Below are 23,105 nucleotides of genomic sequence, written 5' to 3'. Positions count from 1 at the left end.
GCCGAGGGACGGTGGTTTCCTTGATAAGTCGCAGACATGGATGGTGTGTCTTGGCGCGAGCGCTCGCATACGGGCGCTGTCGCGTTCGACGAAACCACCGACGGCGATGGGCGGGACAGAGCGTCAGCATCGTTTGTGCGGGATGGCGCTGCCGAGGACCTCTATGGGTACCGGGTTGCGTTCGCTGGGGAGCGGGTTTGGTGATGTGGGTGACGATCGCGCTTTTGGTCTTGCGCGCGCGGTTTCGCGAAGGTGCCGAGCGGGGTGCGGCGTGTGACCGCTGGGCGTTTCTGGCTTGGACGTCAGATCTGCCAGTCCTGGGCTCCGTCATTTTCGTCGTAGGTACCGACGGAGTTCTTGACGACGACCGGGTCCCCGCTGCCGAAGTTGTCGTAGAACCACTGCGCATTGGCTGGACTCAAATTGGGGCACCCGTGGCTGACGTTGCGCTTGCCCTGATCGGCGACTGACCAGGGCGCGCCGTGAACGAAGATGCCGGTGTTGCTGATGCGCACCGCGTCTTTGACCTTGAGCTTGTACCCCTCGGCTGCGTCGATCGGCACACCGTAGGTGGAGGAGTCCATCACCATGTCCGCGAACTTTTCGAGCACGTAATAGGTGCCGTTGGGTGTTTCGTATCCCGGCTTTCCTAATGACACCGGCATGGTCTTCTCCAGTGTGCCGTTGCGCATGACCTCCATTTGGAGGGTGGCGTTGTCGATAGTCGCCACCAACGAGTCGCCGGTGCGGAAGCTCGATTTCGTGCCGCTGGCATCGATGCTGACCGTGGTGTTGGCGGGCCAGAAGTCGATGGGCCGCCATCTGAGTTGAGTCGCGCTCATCCAGTAGAACTTCCCGGGAACCGCGGGGGTGGAGGAGATGTGGACGGCTTGTTCAGCCAGCGTGCGGTCGGCGATGGGCCGTTGGAAATTGATGATGATGGGTTTGGCGACGCCGACCGTCGAGCCGTTCGTCGGGTTGAACGTGGGGGGAGCGAAGACCGGTGGGCCGAGGTAGGGCGCCGGGTTCTGGCCGGGGGGTGTGTCTTCGGTAGCCGTCGGCGATGGGCCGGGAAAAGTGCCGGATAGCGGTGGGAGGAAGGGATTCGGCGCTGCCGCGTCGGGGACCGTGAGGGGGTCGCCGGGTGCGGGCACGGGTATCTGTGGCTCGGCGGAGGCCGACGGCGCCGTCAGCACAGTCACAGCCGCTAGAGCGGTCGTCATCATGGCCAAGATTTGCCTGGCTGGCGAGCACCGCATACGGGCCTCTCCGTTCCACTGGTCGCCGACCGATGCTCGCTGCGGCTGACGACGATTTGTTGCTACGTAGTTTAATAGTAGATGATGTGGCGTCGTCGGGCGCCGCAGTGTGGCTGCTGAACTGCGTCGTCGATGCGTGAATTCGGAAACGGTGGATGCGGAGGGTGTCGGACTTCGTGGATGGTGTCACCGTGATCGCTACGTCTGGTCACGTTCTCCTCGCGGTGTTCGTGTCGGCGTTAGCTGGGTTGGTGTCGTTCGCGTCGCCCTGCGTCGTCCCTCTCGTGCCCGGGTACCTGTCTTACCTCGCGGCGGTGGTCGGCGTGGATGACCAAGCGCGCGCCCAGCCGCTGGCCAGGGCACGTCTGCGGGTGGCGGGGGCCGCGGGGTTGTTCGTTGTCGGCTTCACGGCGGTATTCCTGATGGGAACCGTCGCGATTCTGGGTCTGACGACGACGATTATCGCCAATGGGGTGCTGTTGCAGCGCATCGGCGGAGTCGTCACAATCGTGATGGGTCTGGTGTTCATGGGTTTCTTCCCGGCGCTGCAACGCGACGCGCGGTTTACGCCCACGTCGTTGTCCACCCTGTGGGGTGCGCCGCTCCTGGGGGCGGTGTTCGGGCTGGGCTGGACCCCGTGTTTGGGCCCGACGCTGACGGGGGTCATCGCTGTCGCATCTGCCACCGAAGGGCCCAACGTCGCGCGCGGCATCGTGCTCGTCGTCGCCTACTGTGTGGGCCTGGGCGCTCCGTTCGTGCTATTCGCGCTGGCATCCGGACGGGCAATGAGGGCACTGGGCTGGCTGCGACGAAACACCCGCCAAATCCAGGTCTTCGGCGGCGTGCTCCTCGTCGCGGTCGGCATCGCACTGCTGACCGGGCTGTGGAACGAGGTGGTGTCATGGGTGCGCGATGCGTTCGTCAGCAACACCACACTTCCGATATGACGCAGTCGCTTTCGAGCCCTCCGCGCCGTCGCTCTTTCCGGGGACACCTGTGCTGATCGTGAAGCGCCGAGGCGGTCATGGCGAATCGACCGCGGGATGGGAATGGGGACGGTGATGGCCACGTCTGCTGCCCCCCGACGCTGGGTCGTGCGGGCTGTGTTGCTCGGGGTTGCACTGCTAGCGGGCGTTACCGCTGCCGCGATCGGCGCCCAGGCTCTGCCCGAGGCGCTGGTGGTGACCGGGCTGAGCGATCCCGGGCCGATCACCACCTACGGGCTGTCCTTCCTGCGCGCCGCCGGAGAGATCGCTGCGATGGTGGCGATCGGACACTTCCTGTTCGCGGCGTTCCTCGTTCCGCCGCAGGCAAGTGGAGTGCTCGACGTCGACGGGTACCGGGCGCTTCGGATCGGCGCTGCCGCTTGCGCGATCTGGGCGATGTGCGCTGCGCTGTTGGTGGCGCTGACGATCTCCGACGTGTCGGGGGTGCCGTTGACCGAGCTCACACCGCTGGACATATGGTCGGCGGCCGACCTCGTCGAAACCACCGCGGCGTGGCGCACCACCTCGATTCTGGCCGCGGTCGTCGCGGTAGCGAGCCTGCCGGTGCTGCGGTGGTCGTGGACGCCTGCCCTACTGGCGGGCGCCCTGGCGACGTTGATGCCGCTGGCCGTGACAGGGCACTCCTCCTCGGGCGGCTCACACGACATCGCGACCAACAGCCTGATCATTCACCTGGTTGCCGGGACATTGTGGGCCGGCGGATTGCTGGCGCTGCTTGGGCACGCGCTGCGCGGCGGCAGCCACACCGACATCGCCGCCCGGCGTTTCTCGGGTCTGGCGCTGTCGTGCTTCGCGTCGATGGCCGTGAGCGGATTCGTCAACGCGGCGGTCCGGATCGACGTGTCGACCATCTTCGACAGCACCTACGGGCTCCTCGTCGTGGGCAAGGTGACAGCGCTGGCCGGCCTCGGTGTGATCGGCTGGCGACAGCGGCGGTCGTCGATCGTTGCGCTGCAGCGTGATCCGACGTCGCGCCGACCGCTGCTGCGGCTCGCACTCACAGAAGCCGCCCTGTTTGGCGTCGCAGTCGGCCTGGCGGTCGGGCTCGGTCGCACGCCACCGCCGCCCGTGACGCGCGAACCCGTTCCGGCCGAGGCTGCGCTCGGCTTCGACCTCACCGAGGCGCCGACGATCGCGCGGGTGTTCGTCGAATGGCGGTTCGACCTGATATTCGGCACGGCGGCGGTCGTCATGGCCGGCATCTACCTTGCTGCGGTGTATCGGCTGGCTCGCCGCGGTGCCCCGTGGTCAACGCGGCGCACCGTATCGTGGCTGATCGGCTGCGTCGTTTTGCTGTTCGCCACTTCGTCAGGACTCGGCATGTACATGGCGGCGATGTTCAGCATGCACGCCGTCGCTCAATTGGTGCTCACAATAGTGGTGCCGGTGTTGCTCGTGCAGGGCGCACCGGTGACCCTCGCGCTGAGGGCCTTGCGGGCAGCCGAACCCAAAGCGGTGCCGGGGCCACGCGAATGGCTGGTCAGCGCGCTGAATTCGTCACTGCTGCGTTTCATCGCTCATCCGTGGACGGCGCTGACGCTTCTCGTGGTGGGCGTGTACGGGCTCTGCCTCGAAGTGGTCTTCGATGCTGCCGTAAGCGAACACGCCACGCACATGCTGATGATCGGGTACTTCCTGCTCAGCGGTGCACTGTTCTTCACCGCCGTCGGCGGCGTCGAGCCGCTGGTACCACGGCCGATGCCCAAGCGGGGCCGGATCGCGATGCTGTTTCTCGCGCTGTCGCAGTTCATCATTGCCGGGGTCGTGGTGATGAACATGCGTGAGGTTCTCGGTGGCGCCTTCTACCGCTCCTTGAGACTGAGCTGGCATGCGAACTTGCTGGGCGACCAGCGGCTGGGAGGTCAAGTGATTGCCGCCGGCGGGGTTGTGGCAATGCTGGCGGTGCTCGCGGTACTGATCGCGCGGCGCCGCCGCTCGACTGCGATCGAGCAGAGGACGGCTGCGCCGAGCCTGGGCTCATGACGACGGAGACCGCATTGTTGGCATAGCGGCTGCATCACATTGGTCCTCGGGCTAGGCGCGTGCGGGGCCCCGACCCGGTATCGCGCAATGCTCTCGCCCGTTCACAGGGACGCCCTTCTCCCGCAGATGATTTCGGGCCATGCCCAGGCCGTCGGATTGTCCCGTCTGCGGTGAGAGCTCGGGCGCCGACCACAGCACCCTCGAGCCGTGTTCGTCAGGATCCGGCAGGCGGCCGATCAGATGACGCGGGGCGGGGGGTGCGGGGCCCGGCATCAACCATCATCATCATCATCATCCGAACCAGTGCAGCTGGCCAACCGCTTGCATCTCGCACTGATGGTCGCCCACCACGCAGAGGCGATTCGAGACGGCGCGTACTGAGGTCGAAGCGAGACTTCACCGCGACGGACCGACTTCGCGCAGAAGCCATCTCCCTGTCACCCAACGCGAGATCGGTGTACTGCGGTCGATGTCGACCCCTCAGATCGCCGTCGACGCGGGGTGCTGCTTTCATGTTCGCGCCCGCACACGTCCCGAGGTATGGAACCGGTGCGCCGAGAGCTTTCGGCAGTCACCGCGGCTATCCGTTCAATGCCTGTTCGACTGCGGCCTTCAAGTCGTCGTAGCTCCTGAATTCCACTTCGGTTCCGTCGATGAAGAAGGTCGGTGTGCCCTTGACCCCGAGGGCCTTGCCGTCAGCGACATCGACATTGACACGGTCGAGTGTGGCGGGGTCGTTGTAGGCGGCATCGAACGCCGCCATGTCGAGTCCGAGTTCGGCTGCGAATCCGCGGAATCGAGAGTCCGCCGGAGTTTGTTGTTCGCCCCACTCGCTCTGCGTCTCGTACATCTTCTTGTACATCGGCTCGAACTTGTCCTGTTGGGCGGCCGCCTCGACCGCGCGCGCCGCCCGCTCTGCGTTGAAGTGAGACTGAATGGGGAAGTAGCGGATGACGAAGTTGACGCGGTCCCCGTACTCGGCGCGCAGCTGTTCGACCATCGGGAAGGCCGCGCGACACGCTTCGCATTCGAAGTCGAGGAACTCGACGAAGGTGACATCGCTGTTCGGCACGGTGGTGAGGCGGCGACTGTTGTCCCGGACCAGCTGACCGACGTCTTCACCCTGGCCTTGCGCGGAGGTGGGGGCGTCCTTGTCCTGGGTCGAGAGATACACGCCAACCCCGATGATCATGGTGATGACCGCGAAGACGGTCAGCAGAATGCGTGTGAGAGGTGCCATTGGAATGCGTCCTTCATAAGTTTCACCGAACGTCTGTGATGCGCCGGCGCAGCCCCGTACCGCAGCACCGACCCGAACCGCGCCCGCGGTTGAGCAACGCGTGTCCGACTATATACGGTGGAAGACCGTAGATCGGCCAAGCCCTCGGCTGGCGCTAGATCGGACGTTGGGGCGCGGATTCGATGGACGGCCGTCGAGTGAGACGCCACATTCCCCACCAGGCGACCGGCGCGAGAGCGACGACGGTCCACATTCCGGGCACGTAGCCGGCCCCTCCGGGATCGAGCCACGGGAACACCACAAAGTGCGCCAACTCCGTGAGGCCCAACGAGGCGAAGAACGTCCATGCCAGGTATCGGCCGATCGGGCGGCCGCGCCGCATGAGGACGGGAACCAACAGCCAGGCGCCCGCGGAGACGGCGACGAGCAGCACCACTGGCACCGAGTTCACCGCAGGGGTCGGCACACCCGTGACCGCCGCTAGGAATGCGAAGAACCCCATCTGCTTCTCTTCGACGCGGTGGGCGAGGAACAACAACAGGGCGATCCAATACGGCGCGCGAATGTCGGCCCAGCCGCCGCCACTCGGCCACACCAGCCACAGAAGCAAGCCCCCGACGAACCCGGCGGTAAAGATGAGCATGGTTGCCAGCCCGAGCGCCCAATAGCCCACGCTCAACGCCGCGGTCGTTAGCGCGACTGCGGCGGCGACGGCCGGCCACGGCCGCGCGTTCTGGTTCGACGTCGTGACCGCCATCGTCCTTCAGTCCCTTCGCCCGCCCACGAGTGCGGCAAGATCGGCAGGCGCGGCCATCGGGGTCATGAGGCCCGCGTCGACCCGATCGGTGTTGCCCCCGGGATAGCGCACGGTCAGCGATCCCGGCGCAGCGACGATCAGGCGAACAACCTGGCCGAAAGCTTCGCGACGGTCTCGGTGGCGCAGCGCCAAGGCCAGCATCGCCGCGTGATTGCAGGTGTGTAGCCAAGGGTCGGGTTGCGACACGATGTGTGCCCGTTCCAGATGCCGCCACCGCTGCCTGGCGGATCGTGTGCGCTTTGCAGCGGCCATCTCCCGCCGATACGCGTCCCGGGGGCGGCGCGACGGCGCTGCGCCCGACCGGCACAGACGACGAGTGTGCGCGGTGCTGCTCAACACCAATTCCGGTTCGGCAGTAGGTCGATCGCCGCGGCGAAGGCATTTCGCGGTCGCACCATCACCAGTGGTGTTCACTTCGACGGGTCGACTCGTCACGGGGATTCGTGGGTTCCGCAGCGCAGCAGGTGCATCCGCCGCTGCAGGTTTCCCGACGATCAAGGACCACCGGTCCGGGCGCCGGCGTCGGGGCGCAGCAGGCATCGACGGGTGTCGGGGAGGTGGGGAGGGTGACGTGGTGCGCCGCCGCTGCAGCTATCCGCTGCGGTTCGACGCCGGGTAGGGGATGGGTGCGTGCGGCGCGGATCGCGTTGAGGATGACGAGTACTTCTGCCGCCTCGTGGATCAATACCACGGTGGCCAGCCCGAGAACCCCGAAGGCGGCGAGGGAAATGAGGATGGTGATGATCGCCAGCGACAGTCCGATGTTCTGCAGCATGATTTTGCGGGCTCGGCGGGCGTGAGCGAGGACTTGGGGGAGGTGACGCAGATCTTCGCCCATCAGCGCGACATCGGCGGTTTCGATGGCGACGTCGGTGCCCATCGCGCCCATAGCAATGCCGATGTCGGCGGTGGCCAGTGCGGGGGCGTCGTTGACCCCGTCGCCGACCATGGCGATGGGCCGGCCGCCGGAGAGTTCGGACAGCAGGCGTGCTTTGTCTTCGGGAAGCAGGTCGGCGTGCACGACAGTGATGCCGGCGGCTTCGGCCACGGCCGTTGCCGTGCGGGAGTTGTCGCCGGTCAGCATCGCGGTGGTGATGCCCAGCTCGTGTAGTTGCCGTATCACTTCCGGCGCTTCGGGGCGCAGCTCGTCGCGGACCGCGATCGCCGCCACCACCACGGTGTCGCATTCGAGCAGGACCACTGTCGCCCCGGCCGATTGGAGGCGCACGACGTCGGCGGCGAATTCTCCGGCCGCGACCCAGCCCGGCTTCCCCAAACGGATCCTGCGACCCTCGACGCGGCCACTGATGCCATGGCCGACAACGGCAATCACGTCTTCAGCCGCGACGATGTCGCGGCCTGCAGCGTCGGTGATTGCCCGGGCCAGGGGGTGCCCACTACGGGACTCGACTGCGCAGGCGAGGCGCAGGGCTTCGGCCTCGCTGACGCCGCTGGCGGTCACCGTCTCTATCACTTGGGGGCTGTTTCGGGTCAGCGTGCCCGTCTTGTCGAGGGCAATCACGGCGATGCGTCCGAGTTCCTCGACGGCGGCGCCTCCCTTGACGAGGGCGCCTTGTCGACTGGCAGCGCCGACGGCGGCCACAACGGTGAGTGGCACCGCGATGGCCAGAGCGCAGGGTGAGGCGGCGACGAGGACCACGAGCGCGCGTTCGAGCCACAGCATCGGCTCGCCCACCAGCGCGCCAAACGCCGCAACAGCGGCGGCCAGAACCATGATCGCTGGGACGAGAGGGCGGGCGATCCGGTCCGCCAACCGCTGACCCGCACCCTTGCGCTCCTGAGCCTGTTCGACGATGTGAACGATGCGGGCGAGCGAGCTGTCGGCGGCGACGGCGGTGACGGCGACTTCGACCGCCCCGCCGCCGTTGATCGCACCGGCATGCACCTCACCGCCGGGTCCTGCCTCGACTGGAACCGATTCTCCGGTAATCGCCGACACGTCCAAGCTGGTGCGACCGGAGGTGATGACGCCGTCGGTGGCGGCACGGTCTCCTGGCCGTAACACCATCACGTCGTCGATGAGCAAATCGTCGGGGCGCACAGGGATTTCGTGGCCGTCGCGGATCACGGTCGCCGTTGGCGGCACGAGCGACAGCAGGGCGCGCAGGCTTCGGCGGGTTCGGGTGACGGCGTAGTGCTCGAGTCCTTCGGCGACGGAGAACAGGATTCCGAGCAGCGCGGCTTCTTCGACCTGTCCAAGCGCCACGGCGCCGACCGCGGCGATCGTCATCAGCGTGCCAACGCCGACGCGGCCGTGTCGAAGACGGCGAACGGCTCCCGGCGCGAACGTTGCGGCCCCGGCGGCAACCGCCGCGAGCTCAAGTCCCATGCCGATGGAGGAAAGACCGCTTCGGTGCAACGCCCAGCCGCCGAGGAGCAACGCCGCCGCCAGGGCCGCCAGCTGCAGTTCGCGGACTCCCCACCACTTGTCCGGTCCCGATCCGGGCTCGGTATCGACTCCATTGGCCGCGGGCCCGCAGCATGGGTCAGACATGGCGTGCCTCAGAGGCCGGTTGGCGGTATCCGTGCGCCAGCACGGCCTCGGTAAAGGATCGGCCGCGGTCGGTGAGTCGGTACATCACCATCCGGGCTTGCCGCCGAGAAGTCACCAGACCGGCGATCTTGAGCTGCCGCAGGTGGTGGGATACGAGGTTCTGCGACTGCCCGACCACCCAGGCCACGTCACATACACACAGTTCCTCGCCGGCAAGCAGCGCTGAGGCGATGGTCAGTCGCGTCGGGTCGCTCAGAGCCCGCGCCGCGGTTGCCAGTGATTCGGCGTCGACGAGTGACGGTAGCCGGGAACGGATTCGCTCGGCATGGGGCAGGTCCAAGCACAACAGATCGCAGTGATCAAGCTGCGGCTCACTCATCCGAACATACTAACGGACGTTAATATGTCCGAAAGGGTGGGGCTCCACCGGGCCGGCGTGCAAAGGGAGCGCAGCGCTTCCTACGTCGAACGGGACACGAGCCGAGCTCGGGCTGCCTCGTGGCGGCACCCCTGCCATTCGCAGGCCTGCATGTACGGAGATGGATAGTAGGAACCGGTGCTTACCCGGCGTGCCGTCGGCCCTGATGCCCGTGGGGCTGACAAGCTACGCGCGTGAGAGCCGTCGTCACCGGACTTGTCGCTATGACCGTGTTGCTCTGCGCGCCGACACCCGTCGCCGCCGCTGAGATCGGACAGCGCATCGCGCAGGCAGACGCCTACCTCGCCACTCGTCCCGGCACGGTGGGCTATGTGCTTCGCGACCGGACGACCGGACAGGCTCACCGCAACGACGCGGCTACCACGATGATGTGGACCGCATCCACTATCAAGCTAGCGATGGTGGTTGATCTGTTGACTCGGGCTCGCGCCGGCCAGATCGCCTTGACCCCGGCCGACCGCCAACTCATGGCCAACATGATGCACTCATCGGACAGCGACGCTGCCGATACGCTTTGGGAACGTTACAGCGGACCCGACAACATGGCGTTCAACCGCAATTTCGCCACGTACGGACTTACCAACCTGCAACCGCAGCAGGGGTTCAGCGGCACCTACCCGTACTGGGGTTTCCAAAAGGCCACGAGCGAAGACCTCGACCGGCTGATGAACTACACCCTCACCAGCTTGCCTGCGGCCCAAACCGCGGCCATCGTGTCGGAGATGCAACACCTCGACGCCAACCAGCAGTGGGGAGTGTGGGGAGCGGGCGCGGCCATGACTCCCGGCAACAAGAACGGGTGGTCCCAAGAACAGGGCGGCTGGGTCGTCAGCAGCGTCGGTTTCGCCGGCCCTCGACAACGCTACACATTGGCGATCATGAACTCGCTCAACGGCGAAGGCGCCTACGACGACGGCGTGGAAACGACCACGCGGCTGGCGCAGATTCTGCTGGCGCCCGCTTAGCGGGATTCACCACCAACGGACCTTAGGAAAACGTCCCAGAACGGGGAGGAACCTTCCGACGGCTTGTCCATAGGACTTATAGGCGTCCCCGTGCGTGTGAACGAGGTATGGCTCCTCCACCACGCGGACCTGCAATTCGATCGCCACGACTAGAAGAATCAATGCAGCCAGCGCCAACACATTCGGGACCATCAACGCTACGCCGGTCGCGAACGACAGCATCGCCGTGAAGATTGGGTTGCGCACAACCGCGAACGCGCCGCGGCGCACCAGGGTCGTAGCCTCCTGCGGATCGACGCCTATCCGCCACGAATCGCCCATGTCGTTCTGCGCGTACAGCGTTCCGGCGAGACCCCCGAGCGCCAACACGGACCCCAATGCCTGAAGCCCCCAGGCCTCGAAAGCAGCGAGTGGGGCTAGCACGCCAAACACCTGCAAAGCCGGCGCGAGGAGACCGAGCACCATGGCCACAACGAACCCGACGCCGGCGGCCCATTCCGGTGAGCCCGGCCGGCCGCTGATTCCGTGGAAGCCGGTGGAACCAGTAAGCCGATACTGGCGCCAACTCCGCCAGCCGAACCCGAGTGCGACGAACATCAAATACAGAACTAGAGCACCTATTGCAGCCACCGCAACCACCTCCAAAATCAAACATATGCAAACATTGCAATATGTGCAACTATCCGAAGGATGGGATTGATCCGCAGGCCCGGCGCTAACTCTGATGGCGCGAGTCGCGTAAGCCGGCCATATCCCCGCGTCCAATCGGTGAGACTTCCCCGGGACACCGGTTCTGCTGGTGCGGACATGTCCGTAGTTGGCGGTGATGCCCCCTGCCGATGACATCACCGGCTCGGTACGCGCACCATTGGCACATGAGAGTGGAGATCGTCTATGTCGAAGGGTGTCCGAATTGGCGGGAAGCCGGTGCCCATGTGGGCGCGGCAGCAGCTGGACTGGTCGACGTCGAGATCACGTATCGGCGGGTCGCTACGGATGATGAGGCGGCGGCCTTGTCGTTCGCGGGCTCTCCAACGATTCTCGTCGATGGCATAGACGCTTTTGACGATGCGGTGCCGGTGATGGAGTTGGCGTGCCGGCTATATCAGACCGATGCCGGTTTGACGGGTTTGCCGACGGTTACCCAGCTCGCGGAGGCATTGCGGCGGCGGCTGCCGATCGACTGATCGCGGCGTGCGGGCAGGCCAAGGCTTCGGTCAGAATTGCGGCCTGAATCTACCGAGCTGCACACTGACTCCTTCCGGTCGCGGGCAATGACTGAACCGGCTGCGGCGTGACGCTGGATCGCCCGAGCGCGCGGCGCGTACCGACGGGTTGGTGAGGCGTCTTCATCGAATCTTCATCGGAACTCGAACCGACCCATACGCGGAGTCCTGAGGCTGGACCGAGGCGGCGAGAGCGCTTGCCGTGTGTGTGGACGCATGGTGTCAGGAAGATGTCTGAGAAAGGATGTGCGATGCAGCACAAGCGATACCGAACCGGGTTTGCGGCGATAGCGGCGGCGGCCCTGATCGTCAGCGCCTGTTCGAATGCGACAACAGACTCTCAGTCATCGACCAGCAGCCCGGCGGCACCATCGGCCTCGCCCAGCGCTGCCAGCAGCGACGCTACCCATAACGACGCTGATGCGACGTTCGCCCAAGGCATGATTCCTCATCACCAGCAGGCGATCGAGATGAGCGACATGCTTCTCGGCAAGCAGGGCATCGATCCCGAAGTCATCTCACTCGCTGACGAGATCAAGAATGCTCAAGGCCCCGAGATCGAGCAGATGCAGGGTTGGCTCCAGGAGTGGGGGGCGTCGTCCTCGCCTGCACCTGCACCTGCGACCAGCACCGCTATGCCTGGCCACGACATGCCTGCTCACCAGATGCCCAGCGGCGACATGGGCAAGATGCCTGGTATGGGTGGCAGCGGTCACGGCATGATGTCGGAAGCCGACATGGCTGCGCTGCAGAACGCGCAGGGCGCGGAGGCGAGCCGACTTTTCTTGACGCAGATGATCGCCCATCACAAGGGCGCAATCATGATGGCGCAGCAGGAGATCGACAACGGCCAGTTCCCAGCGGCGGTCGAGATGGCGCGCAACATCGTGTCCTCTCAGCAAGCGGAGATCGACACGATGCAGGGCATGCTGGACAAGTAGCGAGTTGCGGCGCCTGCCGGTCAGATTCGCGCTGAGTCAGCCGTGACAGGGGTTTGCTCGGTGCGCTCCGGGGTGATCGGCAAGGCGAGGGTGAATGTTGCGCCGCCGCCGGGGCCCCCGCTCATTACCGAGATGGATCCGCCGTGGGCCTCGACCAGCGCTTTGGCGATGGCGAGCCCTAAACCGGCGCCGCCGTGCTCGCGATCGCGGGCGGTGTCTGCCCGATAGAACCGCTCGAATACCCGGTTGACGTGCTCGGCGGCAATCCCTTCACCGGTGTCGGCGACGGCGATCCTCAACCGGTCGCCGTCGCGGACACAGTTGACTTCGACCGAGCCGCCGGAAGGCGTGTGCCGCAGCGCATTTTCCAGCAGATTGCCTAGGACTTGGGAGAGTCGTTGCTCGTCGGCCCACAACGGCGGTAGCGCCTTCTGGAGGCGTACGCGTAGTGCAACTCCTTTGTTGTCGTAGCGTTCCTGCGCCGCGGCGACGCATCGGTGGGTTAAGCGGTCGACGTCAATGTTGGCGTACGACATGGAAACTGAACTTTCCTCGGCCTTGGCCAGGGCGGCGACGTCATTGGAAAATCGCACCAGCCGACGGGTTTGGTCACGCAGCATGGCCGCCGTCTGCGGCGTCAAAGTGCGCACCCCGTCTTCGAGTGCCTCGATATAGGCCTCCAGCACCGCAACCGGTGTGCGGATCTCGTGCGCCAAGTCGCCAAAGAGCTGTTGTCTTGTCGAATCAACAGTTTGGAGCCGGGAAGCCATCTGGTTGAAGGCAGTGGAAAGCGCGTCGAAATCGTCGCCCAGGCGCGGCGATGACACGCGGACGTCGTAATTCCCTTGAGCGACATCGGTAGCAGCGGAGGCAACCTCGGTGATGGACCGTTGGAGCCGTCGACTGAAATAGAAGCTGACCGCAAGCGCAGCCAGTGCCGACACCGCCAGGGCGCCCCCAATCGAGATCACCGTCGCGTAGCCGTAGGCCTCCTCGGCGTGGACTTCCTCTGGCGAGTTCATCGGCACCCCCGCGCGGTGAAGATGCTCGCGAAACAGCGGAGGTCCGACAACGGCGGCCACCACCGCGGTCGTCGCGGCCCCGGCTGCCAGCACAATCGTTTGGGCCGCCAGCAGCCGCAAGCCGATACCAGGACGGCCCCTCCGTCGACGTCGGCGAGCTGTGGACGCAGGCGGGGGACTCACTGTCCGGTCCCCATCCGATATCCCACACCTCGCACCGTGGCGATGAAGCGCGGGCGAGCGGCATCATCGCCGAGTTTGCGCCGCAGATGCCCGATGTGGACGTCGACGAGGTGCTCGTTGCCGACCCAGGGCCCGTCGCGAACAATCTCGAGAAGTTGACGCCGACTCAGCACAATGCCCGGCCGACCTGAAAGAGCTTCGAGAATGTCGAACTCCGTGCGAGTCAACAAGATTAGTTCGTCGTCGATGCGAACCTCACGGGCGGCGACGTCGACACTCAGCGCACCGAACCGACGCGGTGGCGCCACCTCACGTTCGGCGGTTGCGGTGGCCGATTGCAGGACGCGGGGTCGCCGCAGCATGGCCCGCACGCGCGCCACAAGCTCGCGCGGGCTGAAGGGTTTGGTGATGTAGTCGTCGGCGCCGACAGTGAGACCAAGCACTGTATCCAGTTCGGTATCACGAGCGGTGAGCATGACGACGTAGGCGTCGGAGAACGTGCGCAACTGTCTGCAGACTTCCAGTCCATCAATGCCGGGCAGGCCAAGGTCGAGAATGACGACATCGGGATCGAAGTCGCGCGCGACAGCGATAGCGTCGACACCGTTGCCGGCCACCACGGCCTCGAACTGATCGCGTTGTAGATAGCTAGCCACCACTTCGGCCAGTGGCAGTTCGTCGTCGACGACGAGCGCGCGGTATCCCATAGCGTGCTCAGGCGGTCTACCCGGGTGGTGCTCCATGCTCAATATGGTGCCCGCCGAAGCGGCCGCGGCGGCGCACGACTTCCGGAACGGCGCAATCTTCAGCAGATCTTTACGAGACCCATACCGATTCCATCCTGCGGCTGGGTGACGCTCACTATGGAGGAGGGCCCGACATGAGCTGGCTGATGGACGTCTGCCCGAACAGCCTCGGGTGGCACACGTGGCTGATCCTGTGCGCCGTCGTCGTCGTGCTGTGGGCCGCCGCCATCGCCGGCGCGACGGCTCTGTTCCCGCGCCGCAGCGAGCGGCGTGAGGCATTGGGGAGGAGCCCGTTCACAGCGGTCACGGCGGGGCGGACTGATGCGTTAACGGTGCAACCGCCGCAGCGCTCGCCGTGAGGTGTCAGTACTCGATCAAGCGCGTGACGTAGGGCGTCATGCCCGAGGTGCGCACGGGGGAAATCTTGACGACGGACCCGGTGTAGGGAGCTTCGAGCATCATGCCGTCACCGAGATACATGGACTCGTGCTGGCTGGCGTTGGGGCCGTAGAAGATTAGATCACCACGTCGCATCTGCGATGACGGAACTTTGCGGCCGGCGTTGTACTGAGATCCGGAATAGTGGTCGAGCTTGATGCCCACGCCGGCGAAGGCGTACAGCATGAGCCCGGAACAGTCGAAGCCAACGGTGTTGGCTCCCTGATCGATGCCCCGAGAGGGACCGTTGGCGTTGCCGCCGCCCCACGAGTAGGGAACTCCCAGTTGTGACATGGCGCGTCGGATCACGAACTCAGAGGCCTGCCGGCCGTTCAGGCTGGGGATGCGTCCATTGGTGATGCCGGGATCTGCGGCGGCGGCCGCCGGGGAGAGAATGCCCAGTTTGGTAAGGAACTTTCGGCCCATGTCGGCAGTCAGCTGCACCGAGGTCGCCATGATCTTGAGGATCGCGTTGATGATGGCTACCGGGTCGCCGGCCACATTGGCGCTGGGCACCATCGGCAGCGTGGAGTCCCAGAGGCCGGCGCCAGAATTGTCGGCCGGCAAAGAGTCGCTTCGGTCCCATTGGTCGCCGGGTGCCTTGCGCGGCGCCGGGTTGAGGAACCGTGGGCGCAGTCGCGGTCCCTGCTACCGGCCGGGCGGCACCGAGTCGGGCTTGCGCCGAGTCACGTTCGGCGGCAAGCCTATTGATTTCGTCCTGCCGTGCCGCGAAGGTCTGCTGCGCCTCCTGAAGGGCGGTGACCGCGTCGTCCTGGCGGCGCTGCGCCTCGGCGGCGGCGCCCTCAGCGCGCACCCGGGCAGCCGTCGCGGTTGAGAGCTTGTTGGCGTGATCGGTCTGCCTGCGCACGAGGTCATCCCGGACCTTCTGGAAGCTGATGATTAGGCTCTGTTGCGTCGAGGCTCCAGTAAGGATTTCCTCCGGCCCGTCTGCTAGTGGCAGCGCACCCGACGGCCCGTTCATATACTTCGATGCGGCGAACTGATCGAAGCGTTGTTGCGCGGCGTCGATCGCCACCTGACTGTCGGCGAGGCCCTGCTCACTGGCGGCAACCTCACGCTGCGCGTCCGCGAGAATGTCGCGAGCAGCAGCAATCTCGACGAGGGCCTTGTTGACGCCCTCTTGCTTGATCTGGATATCGGCACCGACATCGGCTACCCGCTGATTCGCCTCGGCGACAGCCGCAACCAGGGACGGAATGTCCTTGCTGTCGCCGTCAGGTGCGCCGTCATGTTCGGCAGCCGCGATACCTGAAGGGCTGAGCATCAGCGTCGACATCAGTGCGCAGAGAGTGAGAAGTGAAGTGAGGCAACGCATCGGATCTCCTCACCTGGGTTGAGCGTCGTCGGGCCACCGAGCGAGGGCCAGCGCGCGGCATTCTCGGATCGGACCTACTGCCCAGCAAAGTACGGAGCACGATAGTAGACAGTTGGAACGTACATCACTTGCGCACCAGGGGAAACGCCTGTCACAGTCTCAAGTCGGTAACGACTCTGCAAGGCTCCGTACCCAACCCGCAGGCGGCCCCTCAATCATTGTCTGTCAGCGCTGCGGCGAAGCTGATGCCCAGTTGACAGCTCCCGTGCGTGATCGGCTCCGCCCGCACGGCGGCGTGGAATGCACTGACGAGGCCATGAACGCCGGGTGCGGCGCATCAGAACTTTCGAGGTCGGGCGCTACATTGGGGGTCTGGTAGGGGTCGATGGGCAAAGTACTCCAGCTCGTCGTGGACAGCAGGAGTGGCGCGGCATGGAACAGCGAGGGTTCGGCGACCTCTACGCAGTGGTCATGGATTGCGTGTGGGATTGCGCGAGGTCCATCACAGTGGGCGACGGCTTCGACGAGATTTCCCGGGAGCGCCAGTCCTACACCACCGTGATGCCGACGATAGACAACCTGTACCGCGAGGGTCGGCTGAGGACTCAGCGCCGTGGGAAAGGCTATGTATACCCGGCATCGATGGGCCACGAGGGGTGTTCAGCGCGGTTGATGCGGGCTGCTGTCGACTGCGGCGGTGATACCAGTGCGGTGTTCGTCGTAGTCGATCAGATGAGTGCGGAGCAGTCGGCGCAACTGAAGTCGGCTACGTGTAGGGGGCGGCGATGATGACTACGGCGCTATGGCTGCTGCTTTACGGGGGTGCGCTTGCGTGGTTGGCTCCTCCGGTTCTGCGGCGAATGACCGGCCAGGGAATCAGCCCTCATATGGGAGTCGCCGCATGGCTAATCACGGTCGCCGCAACCCTGGCGGCTTGGCTGGTCGCGGTCTCGATGGTCATCGGTGCAACGGCGGACAGTATTCGCACTGGCGCGGTGGTGACGCTGTGTCTTGAACTGTTCGGATTTTCCGAACACACACCGATGGCGGGCAGGATCGGATCTGTTGCCCTCATCGGTGTGGGGACCCTGACGTTAGGGTTCGGAGGACTCCGGATGAGCCGTAGCCTGTCCCGCCTACGCGCGAGAAGTAACGAGCACGCACATGCCGCGCGGATCATTGGCCGGCCCACCGGTCACCCCAACGTGGTTGTCGTGGACGCCGACCGGCCCGCCGCCTACTGTGTGGGCGGCCGCCTGAACACCATTATCGTCACCTCCGCGGCCATCAAGACGTTGAACCGGTCGCAACTGAAAGCGGTTCTGGCACACGAAGATGCCCACATCTCGGGGCGCCACCACCACATCCTCATGGGGCTGCGTGCCCTCGCCGTCACTTTGCCCCGCCTGCCGCTTTTCGCTACGGCACGCCATTCTGTAGCAGAACTGCTGGAGATGTGCGCCGACGATACCGCCGCGCGGCGCGTCGGCACTCGCCCTCTGCTTGCCGGGCTGATTGCTCTGGCCGGACATCAACCTCCTGTGCGCGAAGGCCTCGCCGCAGCGGGAACCGCGGTCGTCGCTCGAGCGGAACGATTGGTCACCCCCACGCGCCGCCATGTGCGATGGCGCCACCGTATCTGCTTAGCTGCCGCGATCATCGCCATGCTTGCGACACCAGCTCTCATCCAGCTGCTCTGCCACCACTGAGGACCTGACGACAGCCGACACGATTGCGGCGGCGAAGACATCGACGCGGTCGACTGAAACCCAAATAGCCGACATCGGATGTCGCGAGAACACGGGCTGGAAGCGGATAGTCGACGACATGCGGGGGGCGCCCGGGCTGTGATCTACGTAGTAACATCGTAGATCACGATATGCTGGTTGTCAGAACCCGCGTAAGCAATCCAGTAACCGCGATGCGCGACGTCGACAGGAGGCTGCCACGACCATCGAGTCACACCTCGGACCGGGTAGTGCCGCATCTCCGGTGGCGGCCGCCGGCCGCATCCGCGTTCTGCTCGTTGAGCCGCGACGCATCTACGCCGACATGCTGGCCCACCGTATGCACGCCGGAGATTTCGCCGTTACGGTCGCATGCTCGGAAACCGCAGCACTCACCGCATTGCGTGTCGTTGACCCCGACGTGGTAGTGGTCTGCGTAGGGCCAACGGACCAGGGTGCTGCTGTCCTTGACCGTGTTCGTCAGGTGGCACAAGGTGGCGTAGTCGCGCTTACTGATGCAGAGATGGCGCCGCTGGTGTCACGTGTCGCAGTGGTGGCGATCGGCGACTCAGAAATGCTGAGTACACGAATTAGACGCGCGCTCAGGCAAATCGGCGTGTGCGGTGCGGCCGACGATACGCAGCGACGGCAAATCGACGACCTCGTGGTCGATGTCGCGGCTCGGCGGGCGTATCAGCGAGGAAAAGATGTAACGCTCACTCGGACAGAGTTCGCGATCCTGCGGGCACTATCCGACCATCCGGGCGAACCCGTGACGTGCCGGCGACTCCAAGAGAGTCTCTGGGGAGCCTCGCATCCCGGCGGTCGGGCTGCTCTGGGCGTGCATGTCGGCAATCTCCGTCGCAAGCTCGGGGACGACCCGACCTGTCCGCGCTACGTCCGCACTGTCCGCGGCATCGGCTACTGTCTCGTCGGTTGATTCGGTCACCCGCTGAGGTGAACGGCTCTGCGAGCGTGCTAATTGGGCCTCGCGCTCAGCTCTCGATAATCCGGACGACGTAGGGCGTCATGCCCCCTGTTCGCACTGGGGAGACCTTAATCGGGACGCCGGTCTGCTGTGCCTCAATCATTTGACCGCCGCCCAGGTAGATAGCTTCGTGCTGACTCCCGCCCGGCCCCCAGAACAGCAGGTCGCCCCGCTTCGCTTGGGAGGGCGGCACCTTTCGGCCGGCGTCGTACTGGTCACCAGACCATCGCGGGAGCAGAACACCGACGCCGGCGAACGCGAACCGTGTCAGGCCTGAACAGTCAAAGCCCACGGTGCCTGCTCCCTGGTCGACGCCGCGGCTTGGACCGGTGAGGCTTCCGCCACCCCACGAGTAGGGAACACCGATTTGCGTTCCCGCCCTGCGAATCACGTACTCGATCGCCTGCGCACCATTGACCCGATTTCCGCGCACGCTCGTCGACGGATCCGCGGCGGGGCTGACGATTCCCAGGCTGCTGAGGAAGCTGCGACCCATATTCATGGCCGTCTGCGTCGCCATGGCCGTTGCCTGCAGGGATGCGTTCGCGATGGCAACCGGATCGCCGGGAGCGCCCGCGCTCGGTATCTTCGGAAGCAATGGGTCCCACGGCCCGGCGGAAGGTTGGGCCGACGCGACCGGTGCGCACGCGAGGAGAAGCAAGACGACGATAGCGATCACACCGGAGAGCCGTCGAACGCGTCCCGCAAGAGGGATTTCCGGGTCGCAGCGGTCAGTGCGGGCAATTGCCGCACCCTTGCTCCAGACGTGTAATCCCATGTCTTCTCCTCGGTGCGCCCGGCGGTGAGTTACTTCACGCACCAATAGCGGCTCTGATCGCATACGTACGGCGCAGCACCAAAATACGTAGCTCCTACGTAGAAAAGCGTAACTCACAACAGCCCCACTAGTAACACCAGCCACATAATTACAGTAGTGAAATTCGCTGCGGCCGTTCGCTTGAATGCGGCAAGTACTGGACTGAAACCCCGTTTCATTGGTCGGGAAGACGCGCGTGAATGGTGCGCGGATTAACTCAAATGTGCGAGCTTCTCGGAAAGGAGCTCTATGGGCCGTCGTCGGGCGTCAGCAACATTCTGCCCCGGGCGGTTATTTGAAGCCTCGTCGGCGGTACGCGCCGCCATCGGTCATCGGGGAGTCGGTGGCTCCAGTCACGCCGGCAACCGCCCTTACGGCAACGGCGTCTAAGCAGTGATCCCGAATGTGCTGCGGAATAACGGGTTTCAGCGCTGCCGGGCATTGAAGCCATGTCGGCTCGGTGTCAAGAACTTCCGTTGCCTAGAGGTTGGCGTTTCCGGCCTTCCATTGCTCCCAGGGGATGTTCCAGTCGCCGAGGCCGTCGGTTCCCGACAGTGTGGGGCCGGTTGTGTTGATGACTTCGACGATGTCGCCGCGTCGGGTGTTGTCGTAGAACCAGCGGGCGTTGGCCGGGTTGATGTTGAAGCATCCGTGGCTGACGTTGGCGATGCCTTGGCTGCCCACCGACCACGGCGCTGAGTGCACGTAGATGCCGCTGTAGGACATTTGGGTGGCCCATTCGACCTCGGTGCGGTAGCCGTCGGGTGAGTTGAAGGGGACGCCGTAGGTGGACGAATCCATCACCAGGAATGAGTAGCGGTCGCCGATGATGTAGTTGCCGTTGTCGGTGGGCGTTTTGGCTTTGCCCATGGAGATGGGCATGGTTTTGACGACTTCGCCGTTGCGCCGCACGGTCATCGTCTTGGTGGCGTCATCGGCGGTGTCGCCGCCCTGGCGATAGGTGACCTTGATGCCGGTCTCCTTGGTGAAGGCGTCGATCCACTCCTTGGTCAGCGACTCGTGCTGCGCGTTGTAGACCAGCAGGCCGTCCTCCTCCTCGGAGGACGAGCAGGCAGTAAGACCTGCTGCCAGCCCCACCGCGACAATGAGGGCGACGATGCGATTCCAGCGAGTGCGACGGGTTGACATCCACGACACTTTCTCCGAGGTGAGCCTTGGCTAACGAACATACCCTTCGGCAGGGCGCCGTTCTAAGTCGCAGGCCCTTGCTGCAGACGGCGCGCCGCTCTGCCTCGCCCCGTCTCACGGAGCCCCCACTTAGAGTTCGCACCGTGGTGGACAGCTACGAAGTCGTCGACCTCGCCGACTGGACTCGCGGTGAGAGCGAACCAGGAGGTGACGAAGCGAAGCGATGGTTCATAGCACCAGAGACTTCGCCGCATGCCGGGCACTGGTTGTTCAAGCCACGCCGCATCAAAACCCTCGAACTGTCCAAAGAACGTCAGCATCGCGGCGAAAAACCCGACGTGCTCGTTCGCGGAGAGGACTGGGCGGAGAAGATCTCCTACGAGGTCGCCCAGCTGCTGTCTGTGCCTGCAGCGGAAACGGAGTTGGCGACAGTTGTCCAGTTACGCACCCACCAACGCGTCTATGGCTCGATGAGCCGAGACATGCGGCCTCGCGCGTGGGCATGGACCCCGGGAGCAGCATTGCTTGCCGAGCGCGACGACGAGTTCGATGCCAAATCCTGCCGCGGCCATACGATTAGCGCCATTCGCGAAGCATTAGAGGGGCTGCAAGGTCCGGAGGGCACCAGTTACGCCGACTGGACCGCATTCGATGTCTTCGCGGGCTATCTGCTCCTGGACACCTGGATCGCGAACACCGACCGGCATGCGCACAATTGGGGAGTGCTGCAAAACTCCAGGACAGGTAACGTTTGCCTCGGTCCAAGCTTCGATCACGGGTCGGCCCTCGCCAGCGGTGACGAGGATAGGGTCCGTGCCCAGCGAATTGAGCAGAAGACCGTCGTGCAGTGGTGCGAGCACGGGCGAACAAAACGCTTTAACGCCGGCGAGGCGATCAGCCTGGTAAATGTCGCCGCTGAGGCCCTGTCAGTCTGCGGAGGCGCGGCACGACAACACTGGACAGCTCAAATAACCGACGTTGACCTGGATCTATGCTTCGATATCGTTGCAGCGACACCAAATCTGATGCTCCTATTTGTGTCAAGCGGCTTTGAGCCAGTTTCTGTAGGTATCTGCGAAGGCGTCGTCGCGTTGTAGTCCGCGTTCGATGCGGGAGATGACGGTGGGCCAGACCCCGAAGTGCTTGGCAGCGGAGGTGACGGTGATGTTCTTGGCTTGCCGTGCCGAGCGCAGGTCTGTGTACTCGGGCACGGCGATTTGTCGGGTCAGTAGTTTGAAGACCTCTCGGGCGATGGCCCGTTTGAGTTTGCGGAGGATCTCCATCCGGGTGTGGCCCAAGGCGATCTGTCGCTGCACGTAGTCCTTGGTCGGCTGGTGATGCGACATGCGCACCAAGGCGATGCGGAACAGAGCATTGTTCGCGGCGCGGTCTCCGCCGCGGCTGAGTCGGTGTCGGTTGGTCTTGCCCGAGGATGCGGGCACCGGCGCCACTCCGCACAGCGCGGCGAATGCAGCCTCACTGTGCAGTCGGTGCGGGTTAGCCCCGGCGGTGATCAACAGCTGGGCCGCAGTGTCCGCGCCGACGCCGTAGGCCGCCCGCAGCCCGGGATTCGCGTCGGCCACGAAGACCTCGATCTGGGCCTGGAGAGCCTCGGCTTGGACCTCGAGGAACTGCACTCGCTGGGCGAGCATCTTGGCCGCGATGAGCACCGACTGCGCCCAGGGGTCGGGCTGCGCTTCGGGGCGGCAGCGGGCGATCGCCTCGATCAGCCTCAATGTTGTTAGTCCACGATATTTTTCACGCACCGCGTCTGGTGTCGAGACCAGCATGGCTTTGAGCTGGTTGATCACCGCGGTGCGGTGCTTGACCGCTGAGCGGCGGGCGATGTGCAGGGCTCGCAGTCCGGAGGTGGCATCGTCTTTTGGGGTGGCCAGTCCGTCGCCGGCCAGAGCGGTGCGGGCAGCGCTGTAGGCATCCAGGGGGTCAGATTTACCCCTGAGCCGTCGGGTGGACTTGACGGCGCGGGTCACCTCGACGACCTCGATGCCAGCACTCGTGAGCGCTCGGGCTATTCCGGCGCCGTAGCTGGCGGTGCCCTCCACGCCGATCCGCTGCACCTGCCCCATCGACATGAGGAATCTGATGGCCGCGGCGTAACCGGCGCCGGTGGTGGGGAACTCGCGGTCACCGATCGCGGCGCCGGTCATGGAGATCGCGGCGATGTGGATGGTGTCGGCGTGGGTATCCGCACCGGCGACGAGGAGCGTGGATTCTGTCAAAATGATGGCGTCCCTTCTGGCCAGCGTTGGGTGGGGCACACACCGGCCAGGGCGGGCAGACAAGACA

At 64.9% G+C, this 23,105-nt stretch carries 22 protein-coding genes and 2 pseudogenes; 11 read left to right on the top strand and 13 right to left on the bottom strand.

Translation table 11 applies throughout. From position 1 onward, the window contains the following. Window positions 1–302: 302 nt before the first annotated feature. Window positions 303–1,259 (bottom strand): L,D-transpeptidase, encoded by a 957-nt coding sequence (locus ACTWP6_RS18050; RefSeq protein ID WP_222878234.1) that lies wholly within the window; start codon window positions 1,257–1,259, stop codon window positions 303–305. A gap of 176 nt (window positions 1,260–1,435) precedes the next feature. On the opposite strand from ACTWP6_RS18050, the gene ACTWP6_RS18045 reads away from it, so the two are divergent. Beyond that, complete coding sequence (locus tag ACTWP6_RS18045; protein WP_222882361.1) at window positions 1,436–2,206, top strand: cytochrome c biogenesis CcdA family protein; 771 nt, start codon at window positions 1,436–1,438, stop codon at window positions 2,204–2,206. Window positions 2,207–2,320: 114 nt separating this feature from the next. Further along, the gene (locus ACTWP6_RS18040) at window positions 2,321–4,249 is read left to right on the top strand and encodes a cytochrome c oxidase assembly protein (RefSeq protein ID WP_310833618.1); all 1,929 of its coding nucleotides are present in this window, start codon (window positions 2,321–2,323) and stop codon (window positions 4,247–4,249) included. 580 nt (window positions 4,250–4,829) lie between these two features. On the opposite strand, the gene ACTWP6_RS18035 is transcribed toward ACTWP6_RS18040, so the two are convergent. The 5 genes from ACTWP6_RS18035 to ACTWP6_RS18015 form a co-directional block, all read right to left on the bottom strand. Beyond that, window positions 4,830–5,489: a DsbA family protein gene (locus ACTWP6_RS18035; RefSeq protein ID WP_222878232.1), complete on the bottom strand. Its 660-nt coding sequence runs from the start codon at window positions 5,487–5,489 to the stop codon at window positions 4,830–4,832. Between the two features lie 154 nt (window positions 5,490–5,643). After that, on the bottom strand, window positions 5,644–6,246 hold the full coding sequence (locus ACTWP6_RS18030; protein WP_222878231.1) for a hypothetical protein: 603 nt from the start codon (window positions 6,244–6,246) through the stop codon (window positions 5,644–5,646). A gap of 6 nt (window positions 6,247–6,252) precedes the next feature. Next, window positions 6,253–6,615, bottom strand: coding sequence for a DUF3703 domain-containing protein (locus ACTWP6_RS18025; RefSeq protein WP_268968783.1), 363 nt, complete (start codon window positions 6,613–6,615; stop codon window positions 6,253–6,255). Window positions 6,616–6,703: 88 nt separating this feature from the next. Further along, a complete protein-coding gene (locus ACTWP6_RS18020; RefSeq protein WP_443188416.1) occupies window positions 6,704–8,821 on the bottom strand; it encodes a heavy metal translocating P-type ATPase in 2,118 nt (705 codons plus the stop codon). Continuing rightward, the gene (locus tag ACTWP6_RS18015) at window positions 8,814–9,200 is read right to left on the bottom strand and encodes an ArsR/SmtB family transcription factor (protein ID WP_222878228.1); all 387 of its coding nucleotides are present in this window, start codon (window positions 9,198–9,200) and stop codon (window positions 8,814–8,816) included. The genes ACTWP6_RS18020 and ACTWP6_RS18015 overlap by 8 nt, the downstream gene beginning before the upstream one ends. A gap of 263 nt (window positions 9,201–9,463) precedes the next feature. Here ACTWP6_RS18015 and ACTWP6_RS18010 point away from each other — a divergent pair, with 263 nt between their 5' ends. Further along, complete coding sequence (locus ACTWP6_RS18010) at window positions 9,464–10,225, top strand: class A beta-lactamase-related serine hydrolase (RefSeq protein WP_222878227.1); 762 nt, start codon at window positions 9,464–9,466, stop codon at window positions 10,223–10,225. Window positions 10,226–10,231: 6 nt separating this feature from the next. Here the strand turns inward: ACTWP6_RS18010 and ACTWP6_RS18005 are convergent, their stop codons facing one another. Then, complete coding sequence (locus ACTWP6_RS18005) at window positions 10,232–10,822, bottom strand: methyltransferase family protein (RefSeq protein WP_222882359.1); 591 nt, start codon at window positions 10,820–10,822, stop codon at window positions 10,232–10,234. Between the two features lie 278 nt (window positions 10,823–11,100). Between ACTWP6_RS18005 and ACTWP6_RS18000 the strand changes: the two genes are divergently transcribed. Both ACTWP6_RS18000 and ACTWP6_RS17995 read left to right on the top strand, forming a co-directional pair. After that, window positions 11,101–11,412: an alkylmercury lyase gene (locus ACTWP6_RS18000; protein ID WP_235733799.1), complete on the top strand. Its 312-nt coding sequence runs from the start codon at window positions 11,101–11,103 to the stop codon at window positions 11,410–11,412. Window positions 11,413–11,702: 290 nt separating this feature from the next. Then, window positions 11,703–12,392, top strand: a complete 690-nt coding sequence (locus ACTWP6_RS17995) for a DUF305 domain-containing protein (protein WP_222878225.1) — start codon at window positions 11,703–11,705, stop codon at window positions 12,390–12,392. 20 nt (window positions 12,393–12,412) lie between these two features. Here the strand turns inward: ACTWP6_RS17995 and ACTWP6_RS17990 are convergent, their stop codons facing one another. After that, the gene (locus ACTWP6_RS17990) at window positions 12,413–13,597 is read right to left on the bottom strand and encodes a HAMP domain-containing sensor histidine kinase (RefSeq protein ID WP_222878224.1); all 1,185 of its coding nucleotides are present in this window, start codon (window positions 13,595–13,597) and stop codon (window positions 12,413–12,415) included. Further along, the gene (locus ACTWP6_RS17985) at window positions 13,594–14,340 is read right to left on the bottom strand and encodes a response regulator transcription factor (protein WP_222878223.1); all 747 of its coding nucleotides are present in this window, start codon (window positions 14,338–14,340) and stop codon (window positions 13,594–13,596) included. Before ACTWP6_RS17985 ends, ACTWP6_RS17990 begins: the two co-directional genes overlap by 4 nt. Window positions 14,341–14,477: 137 nt before the next feature. Between ACTWP6_RS17985 and ACTWP6_RS17980 the strand changes: the two genes are divergently transcribed. Then, entirely contained in the window at window positions 14,478–14,702 is a 225-nt protein-coding gene (locus tag ACTWP6_RS17980) for a hypothetical protein (protein WP_235733798.1), read from the top strand. 4 nt (window positions 14,703–14,706) lie between these two features. Here the strand turns inward: ACTWP6_RS17980 and ACTWP6_RS17975 are convergent. After that, window positions 14,707–15,775: pseudogene (locus tag ACTWP6_RS17975) on the bottom strand (NlpC/P60 family protein); the annotation flags it as partial. A gap of 18 nt (window positions 15,776–15,793) precedes the next feature. Here ACTWP6_RS17975 and ACTWP6_RS17970 point away from each other — a divergent pair. The 4 genes from ACTWP6_RS17970 (at window position 15,794) to ACTWP6_RS17955 (ending at window position 18,784) form a co-directional block, all read left to right on the top strand. Further along, a complete protein-coding gene (locus ACTWP6_RS17970; protein ID WP_443188420.1) occupies window positions 15,794–16,054 on the top strand; it encodes a hypothetical protein in 261 nt (86 codons plus the stop codon). 495 nt (window positions 16,055–16,549) lie between these two features. Next, on the top strand, window positions 16,550–16,906 hold the full coding sequence (locus ACTWP6_RS17965) for a BlaI/MecI/CopY family transcriptional regulator (protein ID WP_222878221.1): 357 nt from the start codon (window positions 16,550–16,552) through the stop codon (window positions 16,904–16,906). Continuing rightward, on the top strand, window positions 16,906–17,826 hold the full coding sequence (locus ACTWP6_RS17960) for a M56 family metallopeptidase (RefSeq protein ID WP_222882357.1): 921 nt from the start codon (window positions 16,906–16,908) through the stop codon (window positions 17,824–17,826). Before ACTWP6_RS17965 ends, ACTWP6_RS17960 begins: the two co-directional genes overlap by 1 nt. Before the next feature lie 283 nt (window positions 17,827–18,109). Next, a complete protein-coding gene (locus ACTWP6_RS17955) occupies window positions 18,110–18,784 on the top strand; it encodes a winged helix-turn-helix transcriptional regulator (RefSeq protein WP_222878220.1) in 675 nt (224 codons plus the stop codon). 55 nt (window positions 18,785–18,839) lie between these two features. Here the strand turns inward: ACTWP6_RS17955 and ripB are convergent, their stop codons facing one another. Together ripB and ACTWP6_RS17945 are read right to left on the bottom strand one after the other, a co-directional pair. Continuing rightward, the gene (gene ripB / locus ACTWP6_RS17950; protein WP_222878219.1) at window positions 18,840–19,610 is read right to left on the bottom strand and encodes an NlpC/P60 family peptidoglycan endopeptidase RipB; all 771 of its coding nucleotides are present in this window, start codon (window positions 19,608–19,610) and stop codon (window positions 18,840–18,842) included. Between the two features lie 519 nt (window positions 19,611–20,129). Beyond that, a pseudogene (locus ACTWP6_RS17945) lies at window positions 20,130–20,591 on the bottom strand (L,D-transpeptidase); the annotation flags it as partial. Between the two features lie 350 nt (window positions 20,592–20,941). Here ACTWP6_RS17945 and ACTWP6_RS17940 point away from each other — a divergent pair. Continuing rightward, window positions 20,942–21,895, top strand: coding sequence for a hypothetical protein (locus tag ACTWP6_RS17940; protein WP_235733796.1), 954 nt, complete (start codon window positions 20,942–20,944; stop codon window positions 21,893–21,895). Here the strand turns inward: ACTWP6_RS17940 and ACTWP6_RS17935 are convergent. Further along, complete coding sequence (locus ACTWP6_RS17935; RefSeq protein WP_099962922.1) at window positions 21,839–23,038, bottom strand: IS110 family transposase; 1,200 nt, start codon at window positions 23,036–23,038, stop codon at window positions 21,839–21,841. The genes ACTWP6_RS17940 and ACTWP6_RS17935 overlap by 57 nt on opposite strands. Window positions 23,039–23,105 lie beyond the last annotated feature (67 nt).

Source organism: Mycobacterium sp. 4D054, assembly GCF_052245755.1.
Lineage (GTDB): Bacteria > Actinomycetota > Actinomycetes > Mycobacteriales > Mycobacteriaceae > Mycobacterium.
This window is presented reverse-complemented; position numbering and strand designations above follow the sequence as displayed.

Coding starts and splice junctions, on each gene's coding strand:
- ACTWP6_RS18020 (WP_443188416.1), bottom strand. CDS start 8,821: ATGTCTGACCCATGCTGCGGGCCCGCGGCCAATGGAGTCGATACCGAG.
- ACTWP6_RS18035 (WP_222878232.1), bottom strand. CDS start 5,489: ATGGCACCTCTCACACGCATTCTGCTGACCGTCTTCGCGGTCATCACC.
- ACTWP6_RS17980 (WP_235733798.1), top strand. CDS start 14,478: ATGAGCTGGCTGATGGACGTCTGCCCGAACAGCCTCGGGTGGCACACG.
- ACTWP6_RS18005 (WP_222882359.1), bottom strand. CDS start 10,822: ATGTTCGTCGCACTCGGGTTCGGCTGGCGGAGTTGGCGCCAGTATCGG.
- ACTWP6_RS18050 (WP_222878234.1), bottom strand. CDS start 1,259: ATGCGGTGCTCGCCAGCCAGGCAAATCTTGGCCATGATGACGACCGCT.
- ACTWP6_RS17965 (WP_222878221.1), top strand. CDS start 16,550: ATGGAACAGCGAGGGTTCGGCGACCTCTACGCAGTGGTCATGGATTGC.
- ACTWP6_RS18010 (WP_222878227.1), top strand. CDS start 9,464: ATGACCGTGTTGCTCTGCGCGCCGACACCCGTCGCCGCCGCTGAGATC.
- ACTWP6_RS18015 (WP_222878228.1), bottom strand. CDS start 9,200: ATGAGTGAGCCGCAGCTTGATCACTGCGATCTGTTGTGCTTGGACCTG.
- ACTWP6_RS18030 (WP_222878231.1), bottom strand. CDS start 6,246: ATGGCGGTCACGACGTCGAACCAGAACGCGCGGCCGTGGCCGGCCGTC.
- ACTWP6_RS17995 (WP_222878225.1), top strand. CDS start 11,703: ATGCAGCACAAGCGATACCGAACCGGGTTTGCGGCGATAGCGGCGGCG.
- ACTWP6_RS17985 (WP_222878223.1), bottom strand. CDS start 14,340: ATGGAGCACCACCCGGGTAGACCGCCTGAGCACGCTATGGGATACCGC.
- ACTWP6_RS17960 (WP_222882357.1), top strand. CDS start 16,906: ATGACTACGGCGCTATGGCTGCTGCTTTACGGGGGTGCGCTTGCGTGG.
- ACTWP6_RS18000 (WP_235733799.1), top strand. CDS start 11,101: ATGAGAGTGGAGATCGTCTATGTCGAAGGGTGTCCGAATTGGCGGGAA.
- ripB (WP_222878219.1), bottom strand. CDS start 19,610: ATGGGATTACACGTCTGGAGCAAGGGTGCGGCAATTGCCCGCACTGAC.
- ACTWP6_RS18040 (WP_310833618.1), top strand. CDS start 2,321: ATGGCCACGTCTGCTGCCCCCCGACGCTGGGTCGTGCGGGCTGTGTTG.